This window comes from Falsiroseomonas sp. (assembly GCF_051860665.1).
Classification (GTDB): domain Bacteria; phylum Pseudomonadota; class Alphaproteobacteria; order Acetobacterales; family Acetobacteraceae; genus Falsiroseomonas.
In genome coordinates, this window is sequence record NZ_JBHYDM010000003.1 from 58,072 (window position 1) to 78,061 (window position 19,990).

Genomic DNA, 19,990 nt, shown 5'->3' on the forward strand with positions numbered 1-19,990 from the left:
CGGACCAAAAAATGTCTGGAAGTCAGATCACGGGCCTGCCCCAGAACGGCGCCAGCCCGGGCCGCGCCGACCAGGCGCCGCGGCCGGTGCCGCCGGTGGCGCTCGCCACCCCGCCGGCGCCCTGCCTGGAGGATTTCGTGACCGACGGGGCCGAGCACCGGCTGCGCGACCTGCTGGCCTTCGCGCTGGCCGTGGAGGCCGGCCGCCCGACGGAGCGGGAGGCGCTGCGCGGCAAGGCGGAGGCGGAGCTGCAGGCGCATGCCTTCCGCACCCTGCACAACCAGGCGGAGGCGATCCGCATGGAGGCGGCGCGGGACCAGCTGGCGCGGCTGCGCGGCGGCCCCGGCTTCCTGAAGCTGGTGCTGGCCAATCTGGTGGCGCTCGGCCTGCTGGGCGGCCTCGCCGCCGCGCTCTGGCTGCGCCCGGACCTGCTGCCGGCGGGAGTGCTCTGAGCATGCGCCCCCCCATGCCCCTGATGCCCGGATCGGCCGAATCCGTGCCGGAGACGGTGCTGTCGCGCGCCATCGCGGCGGGCCGGCGGCAGCTGGTCGGCGTCGCCATGTTCAGCGGCGTGGTGAACCTGCTGCAGCTCACCGTCTCGCTCTACATGATGCAGGTCTTCGACCGCGTCCTCGGCTCCCGCAGCATCGATACGCTGTACTACCTGACGGCGATCGCGCTCTTCGCCCTGATGGTCATGGCGATCCTGGACGGGCTGCGCGGCCAGGTGATGCAGCGCCTGGCCAGCTGGATCGAGGGCAAGGTGGCGCCGGAGGCCTTCCTTCGCGCCATCGAGAGCCAGCTGCGCGGCCGCCCCTATCGGATGGAGGCGCTGCGCGACCTCGGCGCCTGCCGCGCCTGGCTCGGCTCCCCCGCCTCGCTCACCGTCTTCGACGTGCCCTGGGTGCCGATCTACCTGGCGGTGATCTTCGCGCTGCATCCGGTGCTCGGCTGGATCGCCTTCGGCGGCGCCTGCATCCTGTTCCTGCTGACGCTGGCCAATGAATGGGCGACGGCGAAGCTGGTGCGCCAGGCCAGCACCGCCAGCATGACCAACCAGCGCCGCGCCGAGAGCATGGTCCGCAATGCGGAGGTGATCGACAGCATGGGCATGGCGCCCGCCGTGCTGGCGCGGTGGCGGGACGGGCTGTCCACCTCCATCCCGCCGCAGGAACGCGCGGCGGACCGTGCCGCCATCCTGCTCTCCATCACCCGCTTCACGCGGCTTGCCGTGCAGGTCGGCGTGCTCGGCGTCGGCGCCTGGCTGGTGCTGGAACAGCAGCTGACCTCCGGCGCCTCCATCGCCGCCTCCATCATCATGGGCCGGGCGCTGGCGCCTGTGGAGCAGATGATCGGCGGCTGGAAGCAGCTGGTGCAGGCCCGGCAGTCCTATCGCCGCCTGCTCGCCTTCCTGGCCATGCCGCGCATCCGCCCCGCCGGCATGGCGCTGCCGGCGCCGACCGGCCGCGTGGCCGCGGAACGCGTGACCTTCGGCTTCCCGGGCCAGCCGGTCGCCATCATCAAGGGCGTCAGCTTCAACCTGGCGGCGGGCGAGAGCATGGCCATCATCGGCCCCTCCGCCGCCGGCAAGACCACGCTGATCCGCCTGCTGATCGGCACGCTGGCGCCCGCCGCCGGCACGGTGCGCCTCGATGGCGCCGATGTCTTCACCTGGCAGCGGGAGGATTTCGGCCGCTATGTCGGCTACCTTCCCCAGGATGTGGAGCTGTTCGACGGCACGGTGATGAAGAACATCAGCCGCATGCGCGACGAGCCGCCAGAGGGTGTCTTCGAGGCCGCCCAGCTTGCCGGCTGCCACGAGATGATCCTGCGCCTGCCGCAGGGCTATGACACCGAGATCGGCGATGGTGGCCAGCACCTCTCGGGCGGCCAGCGCCAGCTGATCGGCCTGGCGCGGGCCATGTACGGCAACCCCCGCTTCGTCGTGCTGGACGAGCCCAATTCCAACCTGGATGGCGATGCCGAGCAGGCGCTGATCCGCGGGCTGGAGACGCTGAAGGCGCAGGGCGCCACCGTGATCCTGGTCTCGCACCGGCCGACGCTGGTGCAGGGCGTGGACAAGGTGCTGCTCCTGCGCGACGGTGCGGCCGAGGCCTTCGGGCCCCGGGCGGAAGTCCTCAAGCGGCTGGCCCAAGGGGGTAACCCGGGGGGCCGTCCTGCGGAGATCGTCCAGCAGCCCCCGCGGGCGGAGGGAGCACGATGAGCGGCGCCATTCCCATGGGCCCCAATTCCGGCCCGCAGCCCATCGGCAGCATCCTGCCCATGCCGGCCAATGCCGCCCCCGCCCCGCGCCCCGCCGCGCAGCCGCCCGCCCTCTGGCAGCCGCCGGAGCCCGATTCCATCCTGGACGCGCCCAAGCCGCGCACCGGGGTGGCGATGGGGCTCGGCTATCTCATCGTCGGCATCTTCGTGATCGGCCTCGGCGTCTGGGCCAGCCTGGTGCCGCTGGCCGAGGCCTCGATCGCGCCCGGCCTGCTGAAGGTGGAGGGCACGCGCCGCACCATCCAGCATTTCGAGGGCGGCATCGTGCGCGAGATCCTGGTGCGCGACGGCGATACGGTCGCGGCCGGCCAGGTGCTGATGCGGCTCGACCAGCCCCAGGCGGCGCAGCAGACCGAGACGCTGCGCAGCCAGCGCTGGGCGCTGCTGGCGCAGGATGCACGGCTGGAGGCGGAGCTGGCCCGCGCGCGCACCATCAGCTTCCCGGCTGACCTGCTGGCCTCGCAGGAGCCGCGCGCGGCGGAGGTCATCACCGGCCAGCAGGCCCTGTTCCAGGCCCGCAGCCTGGCGCTGGAAAGCCAGATGCAGGTGCTGCGCGCCCGCATCGACCAGCACCGCGCCACCATCGCCTCCGCCGAGGGGCAGATGGACGCGCAGCGCCGCATGCTGGTGCTGCTGCGGGCGGAGGAGGTGAACACCGCCCAGCTGCTGCGCCAGGGCCTGGCGCGCCTGCCGCAATTGCTGGCGCTGCAGCGGCAGGTGGCCTCGGTCGAGGGCAATATCACGGACATCACCAACCAGATGGTCCGCTCCCGCGCCCAGATCGAGGAATCGCAGCGCGAGATGGAGCGCGTCGATACCACCCGCAGCCAGGAAGCCTCGGCCGAGCTGCGCGAGGTGCGGCTGAAGCTCTCGGAGACCGAGGAGCGGCTGCGCGCGGCGGAGAATGTCTCGACCCGGATGGAGATCGTGGCGCCCGAGCGCGGCACGGTGCTGAACCTGCGCGTCTTCACCGTGGGCGCCGTGGTGCGCGCCGGCGATCCGGTGATGGACCTGGTGCCGGCCGAGGACCGGCTGATCGCCGAGGTGCATGTCCAGCCGAACGACATCGACGTGGTCCATACCGGCCTGCAGGCCGAGATCCGGCTGCCCGCCTTCAAGCAGCGCCTGGTGCCCTACCTGCATGGCCACGTCACCTTCGTCGCCTCCGACGTGACCGAGGATGAGCGGCGCGGGCTCAGCTACTACCGTGTGCAGATCCTGCTGGACGAAAGCCAGCTCAACGCGGTGGAAGGGCTGACGCTGCGCGCCGGCATGGCGGTGGAGGCGCAGATCCAGACCGGGGAGCGCACCTTCGCCCGCTACCTGCTGCAGCCGGTGATCGACAGTTTCCACCGCGCCTTCCGCGAACAGTAAGGGCCCCTTCCATGACCGGCATTCCCACCGTCTTCGGCGACGGCATCATCGACGTGCATGTGGCCAGCGGCGTCGCACGCATCACCCTCGGCGTGCAGACCGCCGCCTCCACCGCCGCCAAGGAGGGCAAGCCGGAACCCTCCGCCATGCTGGTGGTGCCGGTGCTGCAGCTGCCGAACCTGGCCCGCGTGCTGGCCGAGGTGACGCGGCAGATCGAGGCCAAGGCCAAGGAGACGCTGGCGAGCCAGGCAGGCGCCCAGTCCCAGGCCAATCAGGGCCAGGCCAATCAGGGCCAGGCGGAGCCGCAGGACCAGGTGGCCGGCGCCTTCCGCTTCAACGGCTGAGCCGCCGCGGCGGCCCTGACAGGCGGCGGAACATCAGAGGAAGGCCCTCTGCTAGAGCCGTTTCACCGTAAGCGAAGACGCTGAAACGGCTCTAGCTTATTGTTTTGACACATTTTCCGAGTCGCCATGCGAAGCCGCATGGCTTGAAAATGCTCTAAGCCGCCGCGCGCCGCCCCGCATAGCCCTGCGGATGCGCCACCCGCCAATCCCAGGCGGTGCGGACGATATCCTCCAGCTTCGGAAAACGCGGCGACCAGCCGGTCTCCGCCCGCAGCCTGGCGGAGGAGGCGACCAGCACCGCCGGGTCACCCTCCCGGCGCGGGCCCAGCGCATGCGGCACCGGGCGGCCGCCGACGCGCTGCACCGCGTCGATCACCTCGCGCACCGAATAGCCGGTGCCATTGCCGAGGTTGTAGCGCACCGACCGCTCCTCCAGCAGCGGCAGCACGCGCAGATGCGCATCCGCCAGGTCGGTCACATGCACATAGTCGCGCACGCCCGTGCCGTCCGGCGTCGGGTAGTCCGTGCCGAAGACCATCAGCGGCGGGCGCTGGCCCAGCGCGGCATCGATCGCCAGCGGCACCAGATGCGTCTCCGGGTCGTGATCCTCCCCGGCGCGGCCCTCGGGGTCGGCGCCGGCGGCGTTGAAGTAGCGCAGCGAGGCGAAGCGCAGGCCGTGGATCTTCTCCGCCCAGTCCAGCGCCCGCTCGCACATCAGCTTGCTCTCGCCATAGGGCGAGACCGGGCCGAGGCGCTGTTCCTCGTCGATCGGGATGCGCTCGGGGAAGCCGAAGAGCGCGGCGGTGGAGGACATGACCAGCCGGCGGCAATCGTGCTGCACGGCGGCCTGCGCCACGGCGGCGAGACCCGCCAGGTTCTCCGACATGTAGCGCAGCGGGTCGCGCATGCTGTCGCCCACCAGGGACAGCGCCGCGAAATGCAGCACCGCATCGAACCGGCCGCCGCCAAAGGCCTCCGCCAGGGCGCGCCGGTCCTCGCAGCGCCCTTCCACCAGCCGCACCCCGGCCGGCACCGCCGCGCGATGGCCCTTCGAGAGGTCATCGAGCACCACCACCTCGTCGCCGCGATCGCGCAGCGCCAGCACGGTATGGCTGCCGACATAGCCGGCCCCGCCGGTCACCAGATAACGACCCAAGATTCCTGCTCCCACTCCGCCGGCACGGCACCCGGTCCGGGCGGGCCGCTGCCGGCCACAACGCAGACTGGCGGCCAAATGTGTCAGAAATCGCGGCGGCGCCCTGCGGGATCGCGATGGGTTGAGCGGCGCGGGGGCAAGTTGAGCCGGCCGGTCGCGGCGCCTATCACCCGGGCATGATCCGCACCGCCCCCCTCCGCCGCGCCGCGATGCTTCTGGGCCTGCTGGCGCTGCTGCCGGCCACGCCTGCCGCCGCGCAGCCCGGCCCGCCGGCGCGCGCCGCGGATTGGGCGGCGCTGCCCCGGCCGACGCTCGGGCCGCCGCGGGCCATCGGCGGCACCGGCCTCGGCTGCCTCGCCGGCGGCCAGGCCCTGGCTCCGGAAGGGCCGGGCTGGCAGGCCATCCGCACCTCCCGCAACCGCCATTGGGGGCATCCGGCCACCCTTGCGCTGGTCGGGCATGTGGCCGGCGAGGCGCGCGCCGCCGGACTGCCGGACCTCTGGATCGGCGACCTGTCGCAGCCGCGCGGCGGGCCGATGCCCTGGGGCCATGCCAGCCATCAATCCGGGCTGGACGCCGATATCTGGCTCGACCTGCGCCCAAAGCCCCGGGTGCCGGCGGCGATGCGGGAGGAGCTCTCGATTCCCTCCCTGGTCCGCCCGGATGGGCTGGCGGTGGACCCGGCGCGCTGGACCGCCCGCCACGCCACGCTGATCCGAATCGCGGCGGAAGCGCCGGGGCTGGACCGGCTGCTGGTGAACCCCGCCATCAAGCGCCGCCTCTGCGCCGACCATGCCGGCGCCCCCTGGCTGCGCCGGGTGCGGCCCTGGCGCGGCCATGACAGCCATATGCACCTGCGCCTGCGCTGCCCGGCGGATAGTCCCGACTGCCGCGACATTGCCCCGCCGCCGCCCGGCGATGGCTGCGATGCCAGCCTCGACTGGTGGTTCTCCGAGGAGGCCCGCAATCCGCGGCCGCGGCCCCCCGGCCCGCCCGGCCCGCCGCCGCGCCTGCCGCTCGCCTGCAGCGCCGTCATGGCCGCGCCATGACCTCGGCTTGGGCATTCTGCCCAAGCGCGCGCCAAAAAACGCCCATTCCCTGGCCGCGGGGCGGCTTGCGGCCCGGTCCGCGTCTTGCGCCCGCCCCTCCGCCTGTCGCACACAGGACCGTGCGCGACCCGTCGCGCCAGGGAAGGGCCGGGGAATTCTGATGGAGCGACCTTTCGTCGAGATCAGCGGCGTCGCCATGCGGTATGGCGGCGTGGAAGGCACGCTGGCCTTGCAGAACGCCACGCTCTCCGTCGGCAAGGGGGAGTTCATCGCCGTGGTCGGCCCCTCCGGCTGCGGCAAGTCCACGCTGATGAAGCTGGTCACCGGCCTCTGGCCCGCCACCGCCGGAACGCTGCTGGTCGCGGGGCAGGAGGTGGACGGCCCGCTCTCCATCGCCGGCATGGCCTTCCAGAACCCGACCCTGCTGCCCTGGCGCAATATCATCGACAACGTGATGCTGCCGCTGGAGGTGGTGGAGCCGCATCGCCGCCAGCTGCGCCCCCAGCGCGCCATGTATGAGGCCCGCGCCCAGGACCTGCTGAAGCTGGTCGGCCTGGGCGGCTTCGACAAGAAATTCCCGCACGAACTCTCGGGCGGCATGCAGCAGCGCGCCAGCCTCTGCCGCGCGCTGATCCATGAGCCGGCCCTGCTGATGCTGGACGAGCCCTTCGCCGCGCTCGACATCTTCACCCGCGAGGATCTCTGGGCGGTGCTGCAGGATGTCTGGATGGCGCGGAAGCCGACCGTCATCCTGGTGACGCACGATCTGCGGGAGGCTGCCTATCTGGCGGATCGCGTGCTGGTCATGTCCTCCCGCCCCGGGCGGATCATCGCGGAGCGGATCGTCGACCTGCCGCGGCCGCGCACGCTGGAGACCACCTACCGGCCCGAATTCGTCTCCCTGGTGCATGACCTGCGCGAACACATCAGTGCCGCCCGCAAGGGCGAGGAGGTCGTCCATGGCCAGTGACACCGCCGTGTCGGACGCCACCATGTCGCCCGAGGCGCTGCGCCGGCTGCAGGCCATGGCGCTGGCCCAGCGCCGCCGTCGCCGGCTGCAGGCCTGGCTGCCCTGGCTCGTCATCATCGGCATGTTCGTGATCTGGGAAGCGGGCGTGCGCGCCTTCAACGTGCAGCAATTCGTGCTGCCGGCGCCCACCGCCATCGCGGAGAGCATGATCAAGTGGTGGGTGCCGCTGCTGGACAATAGCTGGCAGACGCTGATGACCACGCTGATCGGCTTCTTCCTGGCCGTGATCTTCGGGCTGCTGCTGGGGGTCGCCATCGGCAGCTCCTCCCTGCTCTATCACGGCCTCTATCCGCTGCTGATCGGCTTCAATTCGGTACCCAAGGTGGCGGTGGTGCCGATCCTGGTGATCTGGTTCGGCATCGGCACGGTGCCCGCCGTGATCACCGCCTTCATGATCAGTTTTTTTCCCATCGTGGTGAACGTCGCGACTGGCATTGCGACGGTTGAACCCGAACTCCGCGATGTGCTGCGGGCGCTGGGGGCAAAACCCTCCGACATCATCCGCAAGGTCGGGCTGCCGCGCGCGATGCCGTATTTCTTCGCCTCGCTGAAGATCGCCATCACGGTGGCCTTCGTCGGTTCCATCATTGCGGAGACGGTGGCCGCCAACAAAGGCATCGGCCACCTGATGATCCTGGCCAGCTCCCGCTTCGACGTGCCGCTGGTCTTCGCCGGGCTGATCGTGACCGCGGTGATGGGCGTGGCGATGTATGTGGCGGCGGTGGCCATCGAGAACCGCACCACGGGCTGGGCGATGCGCGGCCAGAACGATCAGCAGCAGGTCAGCGTCCCGGGGGTGTGATGTTCGGCCGCTTGCCCGCCTCATTCGGGGCGGGCAGGCTTGCCGCATGCACCTCCCTCGCCGTGGCCTGCTGGCCTCCGCCGCCCTTCTCGCAATGCCCCGCCTGGCCCGGTCGCAGGCGGCGGAGGCGCCGCCCATTGTCTTCGTGCATGGCAATGGCGACCACGCCGCGCTGTGGCTCACCACCCTCTGGCGCTTCGAATCCAACGGCTTCGCGCGCGACCGCCTGCTGGCGCTGAACCTGCCGGACCCGCTGGCCCGCGACGACGACACGGTGCCGCAACCCGGCCGCAGCGGCAGCGCCGAGCAGACCCAGCGTGTGGCGGAGGCCGTCGCCGCGCTGCGCGCCCGCACCGGCGCGGCCCGCGTCGCCCTCATCGGCAATTCCCGCGGGGGCAATCCGATCCGCGACTTCGTCGTGCATCAGGACGGGTCCGAGCAGGTCTCCCACGCCATTCTCTGCGGCACGCCCAATCGCGGCGTCTATGACTGGCCGGAGTTCCGCAACCGGGAATTCAACCGCACCGGCCCCTTCTTCAGCCGCATGAACGGCGGCCCGAGCGACGTGGTGCCCGGCACCCGTTTCCTCACGCTCCGCAGCGAGTGGAACGACGTCTATGCCCAGCCGCGCGCCATATGGTCCGCGACCCCCGATCGCCCGACCGGCACGGATGTGGACGGGCCGGAGCTGCGCGGCGCCACCAACCTGGTGCTCGGCGCGCTGGACCACCGCGAGGTCGCCTATCACTGGCGCGCCTTCCGCGAGCAGTTCCGCTTCATCGCGGGTCGCGAGCCGGAGCGGATCGCCCCCCTGCCCGAGGCACGCCCCGCGCTCTCCGGCCTGGTGACGCAAACCCGCCCCGCCCCCACCAACCGCCCCCTGGCCGAGGCCGAGGTCGAGGTTTTTCGGACCGACCCCGCCACCGGCGCCCGCATCGGCGAGGCGCTGCACCGCCGCACCACCGGCGCGGACGGCGCCTGGGGCCCGGTGGCGGTGGCGCCGGACTGGACGCTGGAGATCGTGGTGACCGCCCCCGGCCATACCACCACCCATTTCTACCGCGGCCCCTTCCCGCGCAGCTCGGACATCGTGCATCTCCGCCCCGCCCGCGCCCTGACGCCGGCGGAGCGTGAGGCGGGTGGCTGCGTCGTGCTGCTGCAGCGGCCGCGCGGCTATTTCGGCATCCCGCGCGACATCGTGCTGCTGGACGGGCGCCAGCCGCCGGAGCTGCGGCCGGGCGTCGCCGTGACCGCCACGGCCACGCTCCGCCTGCCCGCCGCCGAATCCGGCCGCGCCGTGGTCGGCATCTGCAATGAGGAACGCGTGGTGGCCCGCGCCTGGCCGGCATCCGAGGGCCGCATCAGCGTGGCCGAGCTGACCGGCTGATCCCATCGGGGGCTTGCGCCCGCGTCCCGCCCGGCGCATCCCCCTGCCCGGGACGGAACACGGAACCAGGCATGATCGGCGTCGATTGGGGCACCACGAGCCTGCGCGCCTACCGCATCGGCGCGGTCGGCGCACCGGAGGCGCGAATCGATCGCCCCGGCGGCATCCTCACCGTGCCGGAAGGCGGCTTCCCCGCGGCGCTGCGGGAGGCGATCGGGCCCTGGCTGGCCGAGGGCGAGACCCGGGTCCTGCTCTGCGGCATGGTCGGCAGCCGCCAGGGTTGGGTCGAGGCGCCCTATCTGCGCTGCCCCGCCGGCCCGGCCGAAATCGCCGCCGCCACCACCCCCATCCCCTTCGAGGCTGCCGAGATCCGCCTCATCCCCGGCCTGACCACCGAGGATTCCGCCGGCATCCCCGATGTGATGCGCGGCGAGGAGACCAAGCTGGTCGCGCTGGCCGAGACCCTCGGCACCGCGCTGGCCTGCCTGCCCGGCACCCACAGCAAATGGGCCCGGCTGGAAGGCGGCCGCGTCACCGGCTTCACCACCCACATGACCGGCGAGACCTTCGCCGCCCTGTCGCAGCACACCATCCTGGCGCGGACCAGTACGGAGGGTCCGGATATGCCGGAGGCCTTCGCCCGCGGCGTGGCCCGTGCCCGCCAGCCCGGCGGTCTGCTGCACCATCTGTTTGGCGCCCGCACCCTGCATCTGATGGATCGGCTGGCCCAGGCGGAGACGCGCAGCTTCCTCTCCGGCCTGCTGATCGGGCACGAGATCGCGGCGGCGGCGGAAGGCGTCGCCCATGTCCATCTGGCCGGTGCCGCCGGCCTCGCCGGGCTCTATGCCGCGGCGCTGGCGCAGAACGGCATCGCGGTGACCCGGCACGATCCGGACCTTGTGGCCGCCGGTCTGCGGCATATCGGCAGGAGCCTGCAATGGGTCTGAAGGATTGGCTGGCGGCCTGCCCCCTGGTCGCGATCCTGCGCGGCCTGAAGCCGGAGGAGGCGGTGGGAATCGGCGAGGCGCTGGTCGCCTCCGGCCTCGCCGTGCTGGAAGTTCCGCTAAATTCGCCGGAGCCGCTGGAGAGCATCCGCATCCTGGCCGCCCGCTTCGGGGAGGATGCGCTGATCGGCGCCGGCACGGTGACGGACCCCGCCGATTGCGCCCGCATCGCCGCCGTCGGCGGAAGGCTGATCGTGACGCCGCATGCCGACCCGGCCGTGGTGCGTGCCGCCAAGGCGGAGGGCATGATCTGCATCCCCGGCTTCTTCACCCCCGGCGAGGCCTTTTCGCTCCTCAGGGCCGGGGCCGATGGCCTGAAGCTGTTTCCGGCGGAGGCAGGCTCGCCCGCCATGCTGAAGGCGCTGCTGGCGGTGCTGCCCGCGGGTACGCGGGTGCTGCCGGTGGGCGGCATCGATGCCACCAATATTCCCGCCTGGCGCGCGGCGGGTGCGGCCGGATTCGGCATCGGCAGCGCCATCTACCGCCCCGGCGACGATGCCGCCGCGGTCAGCGCCAAGGCCGCCAAGCTGCGCCTTGCCTAAACCGCCGGCTCGGGCATGATTGCCCTCAAAGGGTCCGGCGCGACGGCGCGCAAGGACCGCATTGGGGGGTTTGTGTCCATGAGCCTGAATCGCCGCGATTTCGTGCTGCTCGGTGCCGCGGCGCTCGCCGCGCCGGCGCTGGTGCGCAGCGCCCAGGCGCAGGAGACCACGCTCCGGCTGCACCACTTCCTGCCCGCCGTCTCCAATGTGCACCGCCACTTCCTGATGCCCTGGGCGCAGAAGGTCCAGGAGGAGTCGCAGGGCAGGCTGCGGGTGCAGATCTTTCCCGCCATGCAGCTGGGCGGCGCGCCGCCGCAGCTTTTCGACCAGGCGCGGGACGGCGTGGTGGATATCGTCTGGACGCTTCCCGGCAATACCCCCGGCCGCTTCCCGCGCGTCGAGGTCTTCGAACTGCCCTTCGTGGCGGATGCCCGCGCCCGCCCCAATGCCCTGGCCTGCCAGGAATTCGCGGAGGCGCATCTGCGCGAGGAATTCGCCGATGTGCATCCCATCGTCATCTGGGCGCATGATGGCGGCGTCATCCATGCCAACCGCTCCGTCACCAGGCTGGAGGATATGCGCGGCCTGAAGCTGCGCTTCCCGACCCGCCAGGCCGGCGAGGCGCTGCGGGCGCTCGGCGCCGCGCCCATCGGCATGCCGGTGCCGCAGGTGCCGGAGGCGGTGTCCCAGCGCGTGATCGACGGCGCCGTGGTGCCCTGGGAGGTCGTGCCCTCCATCCGGCTGCAGGAGCTGGTGACGCATCACACCGAGATCCTGGGCACTCCCACCCTCTATTCCGCCACCTTCATCCTGGCGATGAACAAGGCGAAATACGCCGCCCTGCCGGCGGAACTCCGCACCGTGCTGGATGCGAATTCCGGCATGGCGGCGGCCGCGATGGCGGCCAAGCCCTGGGACGACCAGGGCCCGATCGTCCGCGCCCAGGTGGAGCGCCGGCGCCAGAACACCATCGTGCAGCTCTCCGCGGAGGAGAAGCAGCGCTGGATCGAGACGACGCGCCCGGTGGTGGATAGCTGGATCGCCGGATCCCGCGAGCGCGGCTTCGACGGGGCGGCGCTGCTGGAGAATGCGCGCGCGCTGATCGCCAAGCACGGCGCCTGATCGAGACCACGGGCCGGCGCGCCCGAGAGAGAGAGGAGCGCCGGCTGATGCAGGATGAAGCGACCCCCGATTGGGGGCAGCCGCCGGGTGGCGCCATCGGCATGGCCGCACGGGCGCTGGCCTTCCTCGGCGGCGTCGCGCTGCTGGTGGCGGCGCTGATCACCACCGTCAGCGTCGCCCTGCGCTGGGCCACCAGCCAGCCGATCCGCGGCGATTTCGAGATGGTCTCCATTGCCAGCGGCGTCGCCGTCTTCGGCTTCCTCGCCTATGGCACGCTGATGCGCGCCAATATCCTGGTCGACACCTTCTCCACCTGGCTGCCGCGCCGCGTCGCCGGGGTGGTGGATGGCTTCTGGATGCTGGTCTGGGTGGCGGTCACGCTCTGGCTGGCGGAGCGCATGACGCTGGGTGCGATCGAGACGCTGAACAACGGCATGCGGACCATCGGGCTGCTGGCCCTGCCCTATTGGTGGGCGGTCGCCATTGGCGCGCTGGCCTTCGCCATGACCGGCGTCGCCGCGCTGGTCTGGGCGCTGCGCTTCCTGCGGGGGCGCTTCTAGATGGCGTCTGAATTCGCCCTGGCCCTCACCGGCTTCGGCGTGCTGCTGGCGCTGATCGCGCTGCGCGCGCCGGTCGGCCTCGCCATGCTGCTGGTCGGCATCGGCGGCTATGTCCATATCCTGGACTGGACCGCGCTCGGCAACTACCTGAAGACCACGCCCTACCACCTGTTCGCCAACTACACGCTCTCCGTCATTCCGCTCTTCATCCTGATGGGCGCGCTGGCGGAACGCGGCGGGCTGGCGCGGGACCTTTTCGCGGCGGCGAATGCGCTGATCGGCCGCAAGCCCGGCGGCATGGCGATGGGCGTGATCGGCGCCTGCGGCTGCTTCGGCGCGGTCTGCGGCAGCTCCGTCGCCACCACCGCCACCTTCGCCCGCGCGGCCCTGCCGGAGCTGCGCCGCTATGGCTACGATCCGGGCTTCGCCACCGGCACCGTGGCCGTGGGCGGCACGCTCGGCATCCTGATCCCGCCCAGCGTCATCCTGGTGATCTATGCGATCAGCACGGAACAGAACATCGCCAAGCTGTTCATGGCGGCGCTGATCCCGGGGCTGCTGGCCATGGCGTTGTATATCCTGGCCATCGCGCTGATCGTCCGCCGCAACCCGGCGCTGGGCCCGGCCGGCGAACCGCCGAGCCCGGCCGAGCGCCGCACGGCCTTCCTCAATGTCATCCCGGTGCTGCTGATCGCGGTGGTGGTGGTGGGTGGCATCTATGGCGGCGTCTTCACGCCGACAGAAAGCGCCGCCATCGGCTGCATCGGCACGCTGGCCGTGGGCGTCGCGCGCGGCACGCTGCACCCGCGCCAGATCCGTGACAGCCTTTTCGCCACCGCCGAGACCACGGCCATGATCTTCGCCATCCTGCTCGGCGCCGAGGTCTTCAATGCCTTCCTGGCGCTGAGCCAGGCGCCGGACCTGCTGGGGATGTGGATCTCCGAGCAGGACTTCCCGCCCTATGTGGTGCTCGGCATCCTGCTGCTGGCCTATATCGTCCTCGGCGCGGTGATGGACGAGCTGGCGATGATGCTGCTGACCCTGCCGGTCTTCTTCCCCGTCATCACCGCGCTGGATTTCGGCCTGACGACGGAGGAGACGGCGATCTGGTTCGGCATCCTGGTGCTGGTGGTGGTCGGCATCGGGCTGACGGCGCCGCCCATCGGGCTGAACGTCTTCGTCGTCTCCGGCCTGGCCCGCGACGTGCCGATGGCGCGCATCTATCGCGGCGTGCTGCCCTTCCTGGCGATGGACCTGGTCCGGCTCGGTCTGCTGGTCGCCTTTCCGGCGCTCAGCCTGTGGCTGGTGAACCTGTTGAGCGGTTGACGCCGTCATCCTTCGGCGGCACGACACGGGCAACGCACAGAGGAACCCGACCATGGCCGATGCCTTCATCTGCGACGCCGCCCGCACCCCCATCGGCCGCTATGCCGGCGCGCTGAAGGATGTCCGCCCCGACGATCTCGGCGCCGTGCCGATCAAGGCCCTGATGGCCCGCAATCCCAACCTCGACTGGGCGGCCGTCGAGGATGTGATCTTCGGCTGCGCCAACCAGGCGGGCGAGGACAACCGCAACGTGGCGCGCATGTCGGCCCTGCTGGCCGGCCTGCCCGAATCGATCCCCGGCTCCACCGTGAACCGCCTCTGCGGCTCCGGCATGGATGCCGTCGGCATCGCCGCGCGCGCCATCAAGGCCGGCGAGTGCGATCTGATGCTGGCCGGCGGCGTCGAGAGCATGACCCGCGCGCCCTTCGTCATGGGCAAGTCCGCCGAGGCCTTCGGCCGCGCCGCCGAGATCTACGACACCACCATCGGCTGGCGCTTCGTGAACCCGAAGATGAAGGCCGGCTTCGGCATCGATTCCATGCCGGAGACGGCGGAGAACGTGGCGCAGGATTTCCAGGTCTCCCGCCAGGACCAGGACGCCTTCGCCCTGCGCTCCCAGCAGCGCGCCGCCAAGGCGCAATCCTCCAGCCGCTTCGCGCAGGAGATCGTTCCGGTCAGCATCGCCCGCCGCAAGGGTGACCCGATCATCGTGGACCAGGACGAGCACCTGCGCCCGGACACGACGATGGAAGCGCTGGCGAAACTCGGCACGCCCTTCCGCAAGGAAGGCGGCAGCGTCACCGCGGGCAATGCCTCCGGCGTCAATGACGGCGCCTGCGCCATGCTGGTGGCCAGCGAGGCCGCGGCGCGCCGCCACGGCCTCACGCCGCGCGCCCGCGTGGTGGCGGCGGCCACAGCCGGCGTCGCGCCGCGCATCATGGGCTTCGGCCCGGCGCCGGCGGTGAAGCGCGTGCTGGCCAAGGCGGGTCTCAGCCTGTCGGACATGGCGGTGATCGAGCTGAACGAGGCCTTCGCCGCCCAGGCGCTGGCCGTCACGCGCGACCTCGGCCTGCCGGACGATGCGGCGCATGTGAACCCGAATGGTGGCGCCATCGCGCTCGGCCATCCGCTCGGCATGTCCGGCGCGCGTCTCGTGCAGACCGCGGTGCAGGAGCTGCACAATCGTGGCGAGCGCTACGCGCTGGTCACCATGTGCATCGGCGTCGGCCAGGGTATTGCCATGGTGCTCGAGCGCGTCTGAGCGCCACGCGACGAAGCTGGGCCGCGGCGCAAAAAGCGCCCTGATTTGTGCATCTTGGCACGTCGCCGCCCCCCGGCTGGCTTCCCGCTCCCCGCGATCAGGTGATAGAAATAAACCTGATCAGGTGGGGGGCCGGGATGTTTTTGCACCTGGGGGATATCGTCGCGCATATCGCCGTGGAGGGGCCGGAACAGGCCCCGCCGCTGCTGATGCTGCACTCCATCGGCACCGGGCTGCATGTCTTCGACCCGCAGGCCAGGGAGCTGTCCCGCACCCATCGCGTCATCCGCATGGATATGCGCGGCCATGGCCTGACCAGCGTGACCGAGGGCGACTATTCCATGCAGCGGCACGCGGCGGATGGGCTGGCGCTGCTGGATGCGCTCGGCATCCGCGCCGCGCATGTCTTTGGTCTCTCGATCGGTGGCCGCATCGCGCTGCAGATGGCGGCGATGGCGCCGGAGCGCGTGCTGTCGCTGGTGCTGATGGACACCGCGCTCGAATTCCCCACCGTGCAGGCCTGGCAGGATCGCATCGAGGCGGTGCGCGCCATCGGCACCCAGGCGCTGGTGGATGTGGTGATGCCGCGCTGGGTGGTCGATACCTCCCTCGCCTCCTCCCAGGCGATGCGGCAGATGCTGCTGCGCACGGATCGCCACGGCTATGCCGGCTCCGCCGCCGCGCTGCGCGATGCGCGGGCCGAGGAGGTGGAAGGGCGCATCGCCTGCCCCACCACGGTGGCCGTCGGCACGCGCGATGTCGCGACGCCACCTGAGATGGCGCGCGCGGTGCAGGCCGCGGTGCCAGGCAGCCGCTATGTCGAGATCCCCGAGGCCGGCCACCTGCCCACGCTGGAATATGCCGAGGCCGCCACCGCCGTGCTGCGGGACCATTTTGCCAATCTCGCCCCCGCAGCTGGCGCCGCGGCCGGCGAGGCGGTGCGCCGCGCGGTACTGGGGGCCGCGCATGTGGATCGCGCCAAGGCCGCCGTGACCGCGCTGGATGCCCCCTTCCAGGACTGGATCACCCAGAATGTCTGGGGCGGCATCTGGACCCGGCCGGGCCTCACCCGCCACCAGCGCAGCCTGCTCAGCATCGGGCTGATGGCGGCCCTCGCCCGCGACGAGGAACTGGCGCTGCATATCCGCGCCACGCGGCACACCGGCGTGACGCCGGAGGAGATCGGCGAGGTTTTGTTGCAGGTCGGCGCCTATGCCGGTGTGCCGGTGGCCAATTCCGCGCTTAAGATCGCCAAGGCCGTTCTGAAGGAAGATGCGGCCGTCAAGGAAGATTAGGAAATGCCCGATCCCGTCCCCTTCCGCCGTCCGAAGCCCGGCACCCAGCCGCCCTATGACGCGCCGGCCTATGGCAGCACCCATAAGCGCCACCCGAAGCAGGCGCTGGTCACGGTGCCGCATACGCTGACCGAGACCAGCGCCCCTCGCTTCGACCCGGCCTTCTACCCGCCGCAGGTCGACATGTCCCAGGTCGGCGGCCGCGCCGCGATGGGGGAGCGCATCATCGTCGCCGGCCGCGTGACGGATGAGGATGGCCGCCCGCTGCGGGGCGCCATGGTGGAGGTCTGGCAGGCCAATTCCTCCGGCCGCTACCACCATCCGCGCGACCAGCACGACGCGCCGCTGGATCCGAACTTCGAGGGCCGCGCCCGGCTCTTCACCGATGCCGAGGGCAACTACAGCTTCGTCAGCATCAAGCCCGGCGCCTATCCCTGGCGGAACCACGCCAATGCCTGGCGGCCGATCCATATCCATTTCGGCCTGCATGGCGCGGGCTTCGCGCAGCGCATGATCACCCAGATGTATTTCCCGGGCGACCCGCTGCTGCCGCTCGACCCCGTGTTCAACTGCACGGCGGATGAGGCGGCGCGCAACCGGCTGGTCTCCCGCTTCGACCTCGACGTGACCAAGCCCGAATGGGCGCTCGGCTACCGCTTCGACATCGTGCTGCGCGGCCCGGCCGCCACCCCCTTCGAGAACGCGCCATGACACATATCCCGGCCACCGCGAGCCAGACCGCCGGCCCCTACTGGCACATGATCGATTTTCCCGAATGGGCGGACCTGCTGCGCCCGGGCGGGCCGAATGACGGCGTGGCGGGCGAGCGCATCACCCTCACCGGCCGCATCACCGATGGCGATGGCGCGCCCTGCATCGATGCGCTGGTCGAGATCTGGCAGGCCGGCCCGGACGGCACCTATGACGGCGGCTTCCACGGCTTCGGCCGCTGCGCCACGGATGCGGATGGCACCTTCCGCTTCGCCACGCTGAAGCCCGGCCCGGTGCCCGGCCTCGGCAATGCGACCCAGGCGCCGCATATCCTGGTGACCATCTTCGCCCGCGGCCTGATGAAGCACGTCACCACCCGCGCCTATTTCGCCGGTGAGGCGCTGAATGCCGCGGACCCGGTGCTGAACCTGGTGGAGGAAGGCCGGCGCGGCACGCTGATCGCGCAGCCCGCCGGTGCGGCGGCCTGGCGCCTCGACATCCGTCTGCAGGGTGAGGGCGAGACGGTCTTCCTGGACGTCTGACGCCTGACAGGCGCGGCGGGCCGCTACCGCAGCAGCGCGCCGATCGTCTCCGCCGCGCGGGCCACGGTGAAGGGCTTCGCCAGGAAGGGCGCGTCGGGCAGGCCGCGCCCCGGCTCCGCCGCGCGGAAGCGGCCGGAGGCATAGACCACCGGCAGCATGGGCCGCAGCTGCCGCGCCGCATGCGACAGGTCGAAGCCATCCGCGCCGGGCAGGTTGATATCGGTCAGCAGCACGTCGATATCCGGCCGGCGCGCGAGCAGGCCCAGCGCCTCCTCGGCATCCTCGGCCTCCAGCACCGTATAGCCGGCATCGGTCAGACCCTCGACCAGGGTCATGCGGACCAGCGCGTCATCCTCAACCAGCAAAAGCGTCAGTGGCCCCGCCTCCATGCCAGGATCCTCCAGCGCCCCAGGGTAAGCACAGAGCGGGGAAAAAGGGTCGCCTCCGCTGCGGCACGTCTGCGTGATTGCCGACAATGCACCGCGGCGTGGCCGCCGCGCCGCGCTTCCGCCACCCTCCCGCGCCTGTCACGCTTTGCCGCATTCCGCACTGCACAAGACCCTTGCCTTGCCGGCAGGCCTCGCCATACAGGGATTCATGCCTCCCCAAGACATCGCCATCGTGGGGGCCGGCCTTGCCGGTCTCGCCTGCGCCAAGACCCTTGCAGCCTATGACGTCCGGCTGCGGCTCTTCGACAAGGGCCGCGGCCCCGGCGGCCGCCTGGCCACGCGGCGGGTGGAGGTCGAGGGGCATGTGCTGAACTTCGACCATGGCGCCCAGTACCTGACGGCGCATGGCGCCCCCTTCGCCGCGGTGCTGGACGCCGCGCGGGCGCAGGAATGGCCGGATGCCGGGCGCCATGTCGGGGTGCCGCGCATGTCCTCCGTGCCGCGGGCGCTGGCGGAGGGGCTGGATATCGACCTGATGCGCCATGTCTGCGCCATCACCGGCACGCCGCGCGCCTGGTACCTGCACCACCTCGATGCCCGGCTGGTGCGCCCGGGCCGCCCCTTCCCCACCCAGCCGCCGGAGGTCGAAGGCCCCTTCGATGCGGTGGTGCTGGCCCTGCCGGCGCCGCAGGCCCAGGCGCTGCTGCAGGATCCCGCGCCGCATCTGGCCGGCGTGCTGCAGGCGGTGCGCTTCGAGCCCTGCTGGGCCCTGATGCTGGCCTTCCCGGAACGGCTGGACCTGCCGGATACGCTGCGGCCGGATGTCGGGCCGATCGGCTGGGCGGCGCGGGACAGCTCCAAGCCCGGCCGCGATTCCAGCCTGGAATTGTGGGTGGTGCAGGGCGGCCCGGACTGGTCGCGCGAGCATCTGGAGCTGACGCCGGAGGAGGCCGCGGCGAAGCTGCTGGAGGGCTTCGCCCAGCTCGCCGCGCTGCATGCCCCCGGGACCACGCTGCCCACCCCCTTCTTCAGCGCCGCGCATCGCTGGCGCCACCCGCTGGTGGAGGCGCCGCTGGGCGCGCCCTGCCTCTGGGACGCGACGCTCGGCCTGGGCGCGGCCGGGGACTGGTGCATCGGCGCCCGGGCGGAAGCGGCGGTGGACAGCGCGGCCGCGCTGGTGGCCGCGATCCGGAGCGCATGAGCGAGGCGCCCGACCTGCAGACGGTCCTCGCCGAGGCCTTCGGGCTGCTTGCCCGCGGCGTCGCGGATCGCCGCCACGCCTTCCATACGCCGACCCTGGCGACGACGGGTGCGGATGGCTTCCCCGCCGCACGCAGCGTGGTGCTGCGCGGCTTCGAGGCCGAGGCCCGCCGCCTGCGCCTGCACAGCGACAGCCGCGCCGCCAAGGTGGCGGAGCTCGCGGCCGATCCGCGCGCCGCGCTGCATTTCTACGACCCCGGCGCGGCGGTGCAGCTGCGCCTGGCCGGCAGGGTGACGCTGCATGCGGCGGATGCGGTGGCGGAGGCGGCCTGGGCGGAAAGCCGGCCATTCAGCCGGCAATGCTACGCCATTGGCCCCGCCCCCGGCACGCCCTGCCCCGCGCCGCCCGCGGCGCCCACGGACAGCGAGGCGGGGCGGCCGAATTTCTGCGCGGTCCTGCTGCATCTGTCCCGGCTGGAATGGCTGCACCTCGCCGCTTCCGGCCATCGCCGGGCCCGCTTCACCTGGCCGGCGGAAGGCCCCGCCACCGCCACCTGGCTGGTCCCATGACGGGCGGCGCGCGGCGTTTCCGCCCGGCTGCAAAATGCTCTAG

General features: G+C 71.6%; 21 protein-coding genes. 19 read left to right on the forward strand and 2 right to left on the reverse strand.

Going from position 1 to position 19,990, the window contains the following annotated elements:
- Positions 1-11: 11 nt before the first annotated feature.
- From ACTIF1_RS03735 to ACTIF1_RS03750, 4 genes are read left to right on the forward strand one after another with little or no spacing between them, the layout of a single operon-like run.
- Positions 12-452 carry a hypothetical protein gene (locus ACTIF1_RS03735; RefSeq protein WP_439595032.1) on the forward strand — a complete coding sequence of 147 codons (441 nt, stop codon included), beginning with the start codon at positions 12-14 and terminating at the stop codon, positions 450-452.
- Positions 453-466: 14 nt separating this feature from the next.
- A complete protein-coding gene (locus ACTIF1_RS03740) occupies positions 467-2,224 on the forward strand; it encodes a type I secretion system permease/ATPase (RefSeq protein ID WP_439595033.1) in 1,758 nt (585 codons plus the stop codon).
- Positions 2,221-3,657 (forward strand): HlyD family type I secretion periplasmic adaptor subunit, encoded by a 1,437-nt coding sequence (locus ACTIF1_RS03745; protein ID WP_439595034.1) that lies wholly within the window; start codon positions 2,221-2,223, stop codon positions 3,655-3,657. Before ACTIF1_RS03740 ends, ACTIF1_RS03745 begins: the two co-directional genes overlap by 4 nt.
- Positions 3,658-3,668: 11 nt before the next feature.
- Positions 3,669-4,001: a hypothetical protein gene (locus tag ACTIF1_RS03750; protein WP_439595035.1), complete on the forward strand. Its 333-nt coding sequence runs from the start codon at positions 3,669-3,671 to the stop codon at positions 3,999-4,001.
- A gap of 154 nt (positions 4,002-4,155) precedes the next feature.
- On the opposite strand, the gene galE is transcribed toward ACTIF1_RS03750, so the two are convergent.
- The gene (galE, locus tag ACTIF1_RS03755; protein WP_439595036.1) at positions 4,156-5,157 is read right to left on the reverse strand and encodes a UDP-glucose 4-epimerase GalE; all 1,002 of its coding nucleotides are present in this window, start codon (positions 5,155-5,157) and stop codon (positions 4,156-4,158) included.
- Between the two features lie 176 nt (positions 5,158-5,333).
- On the opposite strand from galE, the gene mepA reads away from it, so the two are divergent.
- The 13 genes from mepA (at position 5,334) to pcaG (ending at position 17,788) form a co-directional block, all read left to right on the forward strand.
- Complete coding sequence (gene mepA, locus ACTIF1_RS03760) at positions 5,334-6,206, forward strand: penicillin-insensitive murein endopeptidase (RefSeq protein WP_439595037.1); 873 nt, start codon at positions 5,334-5,336, stop codon at positions 6,204-6,206.
- A 160-nt stretch (positions 6,207-6,366) separates the two neighbouring features.
- Entirely contained in the window at positions 6,367-7,176 is an 810-nt protein-coding gene (locus ACTIF1_RS03765) for an ABC transporter ATP-binding protein (RefSeq protein WP_439595038.1), read from the forward strand.
- A complete protein-coding gene (locus tag ACTIF1_RS03770) occupies positions 7,166-8,038 on the forward strand; it encodes an ABC transporter permease (protein ID WP_439595039.1) in 873 nt (290 codons plus the stop codon). Before ACTIF1_RS03765 ends, ACTIF1_RS03770 begins: the two co-directional genes overlap by 11 nt.
- 46 nt (positions 8,039-8,084) lie before the next feature.
- Positions 8,085-9,425, forward strand: coding sequence for a hydrolase (locus ACTIF1_RS03775; RefSeq protein WP_439595040.1), 1,341 nt, complete (start codon positions 8,085-8,087; stop codon positions 9,423-9,425).
- 71 nt (positions 9,426-9,496) lie between these two features.
- The gene (locus ACTIF1_RS03780) at positions 9,497-10,372 is read left to right on the forward strand and encodes a 2-dehydro-3-deoxygalactonokinase (RefSeq protein ID WP_439595041.1); all 876 of its coding nucleotides are present in this window, start codon (positions 9,497-9,499) and stop codon (positions 10,370-10,372) included.
- Entirely contained in the window at positions 10,363-10,971 is a 609-nt protein-coding gene (locus ACTIF1_RS03785) for a 2-dehydro-3-deoxy-6-phosphogalactonate aldolase (protein WP_439595042.1), read from the forward strand. Before ACTIF1_RS03780 ends, ACTIF1_RS03785 begins: the two co-directional genes overlap by 10 nt.
- A 78-nt stretch (positions 10,972-11,049) precedes the next feature.
- Positions 11,050-12,093 carry a TRAP transporter substrate-binding protein gene (locus tag ACTIF1_RS03790; RefSeq protein ID WP_439595043.1) on the forward strand — a complete coding sequence of 348 codons (1,044 nt, stop codon included), beginning with the start codon at positions 11,050-11,052 and terminating at the stop codon, positions 12,091-12,093.
- 47 nt (positions 12,094-12,140) lie between these two features.
- Positions 12,141-12,653 (forward strand): TRAP transporter small permease, encoded by a 513-nt coding sequence (locus ACTIF1_RS03795; RefSeq protein ID WP_439595044.1) that lies wholly within the window; start codon positions 12,141-12,143, stop codon positions 12,651-12,653.
- Positions 12,654-13,979: a TRAP transporter large permease gene (locus ACTIF1_RS03800; RefSeq protein WP_439595045.1), complete on the forward strand. Its 1,326-nt coding sequence runs from the start codon at positions 12,654-12,656 to the stop codon at positions 13,977-13,979. It begins immediately after the preceding gene.
- Positions 13,980-14,031: 52 nt separating this feature from the next.
- Complete coding sequence (gene pcaF / locus ACTIF1_RS03805) at positions 14,032-15,240, forward strand: 3-oxoadipyl-CoA thiolase (RefSeq protein ID WP_439595046.1); 1,209 nt, start codon at positions 14,032-14,034, stop codon at positions 15,238-15,240.
- Between the two features lie 137 nt (positions 15,241-15,377).
- Positions 15,378-16,535, forward strand: coding sequence for a bifunctional 3-oxoadipate enol-lactonase/4-carboxymuconolactone decarboxylase PcaDC (gene pcaDC / locus ACTIF1_RS03810; RefSeq protein WP_439595047.1), 1,158 nt, complete (start codon positions 15,378-15,380; stop codon positions 16,533-16,535).
- Positions 16,536-16,538: 3 nt separating this feature from the next.
- Positions 16,539-17,246 carry a protocatechuate 3,4-dioxygenase subunit beta gene (gene pcaH / locus ACTIF1_RS03815; RefSeq protein WP_439595048.1) on the forward strand — a complete coding sequence of 236 codons (708 nt, stop codon included), beginning with the start codon at positions 16,539-16,541 and terminating at the stop codon, positions 17,244-17,246.
- A complete protein-coding gene (gene pcaG / locus ACTIF1_RS03820; RefSeq protein ID WP_439595049.1) occupies positions 17,243-17,788 on the forward strand; it encodes a protocatechuate 3,4-dioxygenase subunit alpha in 546 nt (181 codons plus the stop codon). The genes pcaH and pcaG overlap by 4 nt, the downstream gene beginning before the upstream one ends.
- A 23-nt stretch (positions 17,789-17,811) precedes the next feature.
- On the opposite strand, the gene ACTIF1_RS03825 is transcribed toward pcaG, so the two are convergent.
- The gene (locus ACTIF1_RS03825; protein ID WP_439595050.1) at positions 17,812-18,177 is read right to left on the reverse strand and encodes a response regulator; all 366 of its coding nucleotides are present in this window, start codon (positions 18,175-18,177) and stop codon (positions 17,812-17,814) included.
- Between the two features lie 208 nt (positions 18,178-18,385).
- Here ACTIF1_RS03825 and ACTIF1_RS03830 point away from each other — a divergent pair, with 208 nt between their 5' ends.
- Both ACTIF1_RS03830 and ACTIF1_RS03835 read left to right on the forward strand, forming a co-directional pair.
- Positions 18,386-19,378, forward strand: coding sequence for an NAD(P)/FAD-dependent oxidoreductase (locus ACTIF1_RS03830; RefSeq protein WP_439595051.1), 993 nt, complete (start codon positions 18,386-18,388; stop codon positions 19,376-19,378).
- Positions 19,375-19,947 carry a pyridoxamine 5'-phosphate oxidase family protein gene (locus ACTIF1_RS03835; protein ID WP_439595052.1) on the forward strand — a complete coding sequence of 191 codons (573 nt, stop codon included), beginning with the start codon at positions 19,375-19,377 and terminating at the stop codon, positions 19,945-19,947. The genes ACTIF1_RS03830 and ACTIF1_RS03835 overlap by 4 nt, the downstream gene beginning before the upstream one ends.
- Positions 19,948-19,990 lie beyond the last annotated feature (43 nt).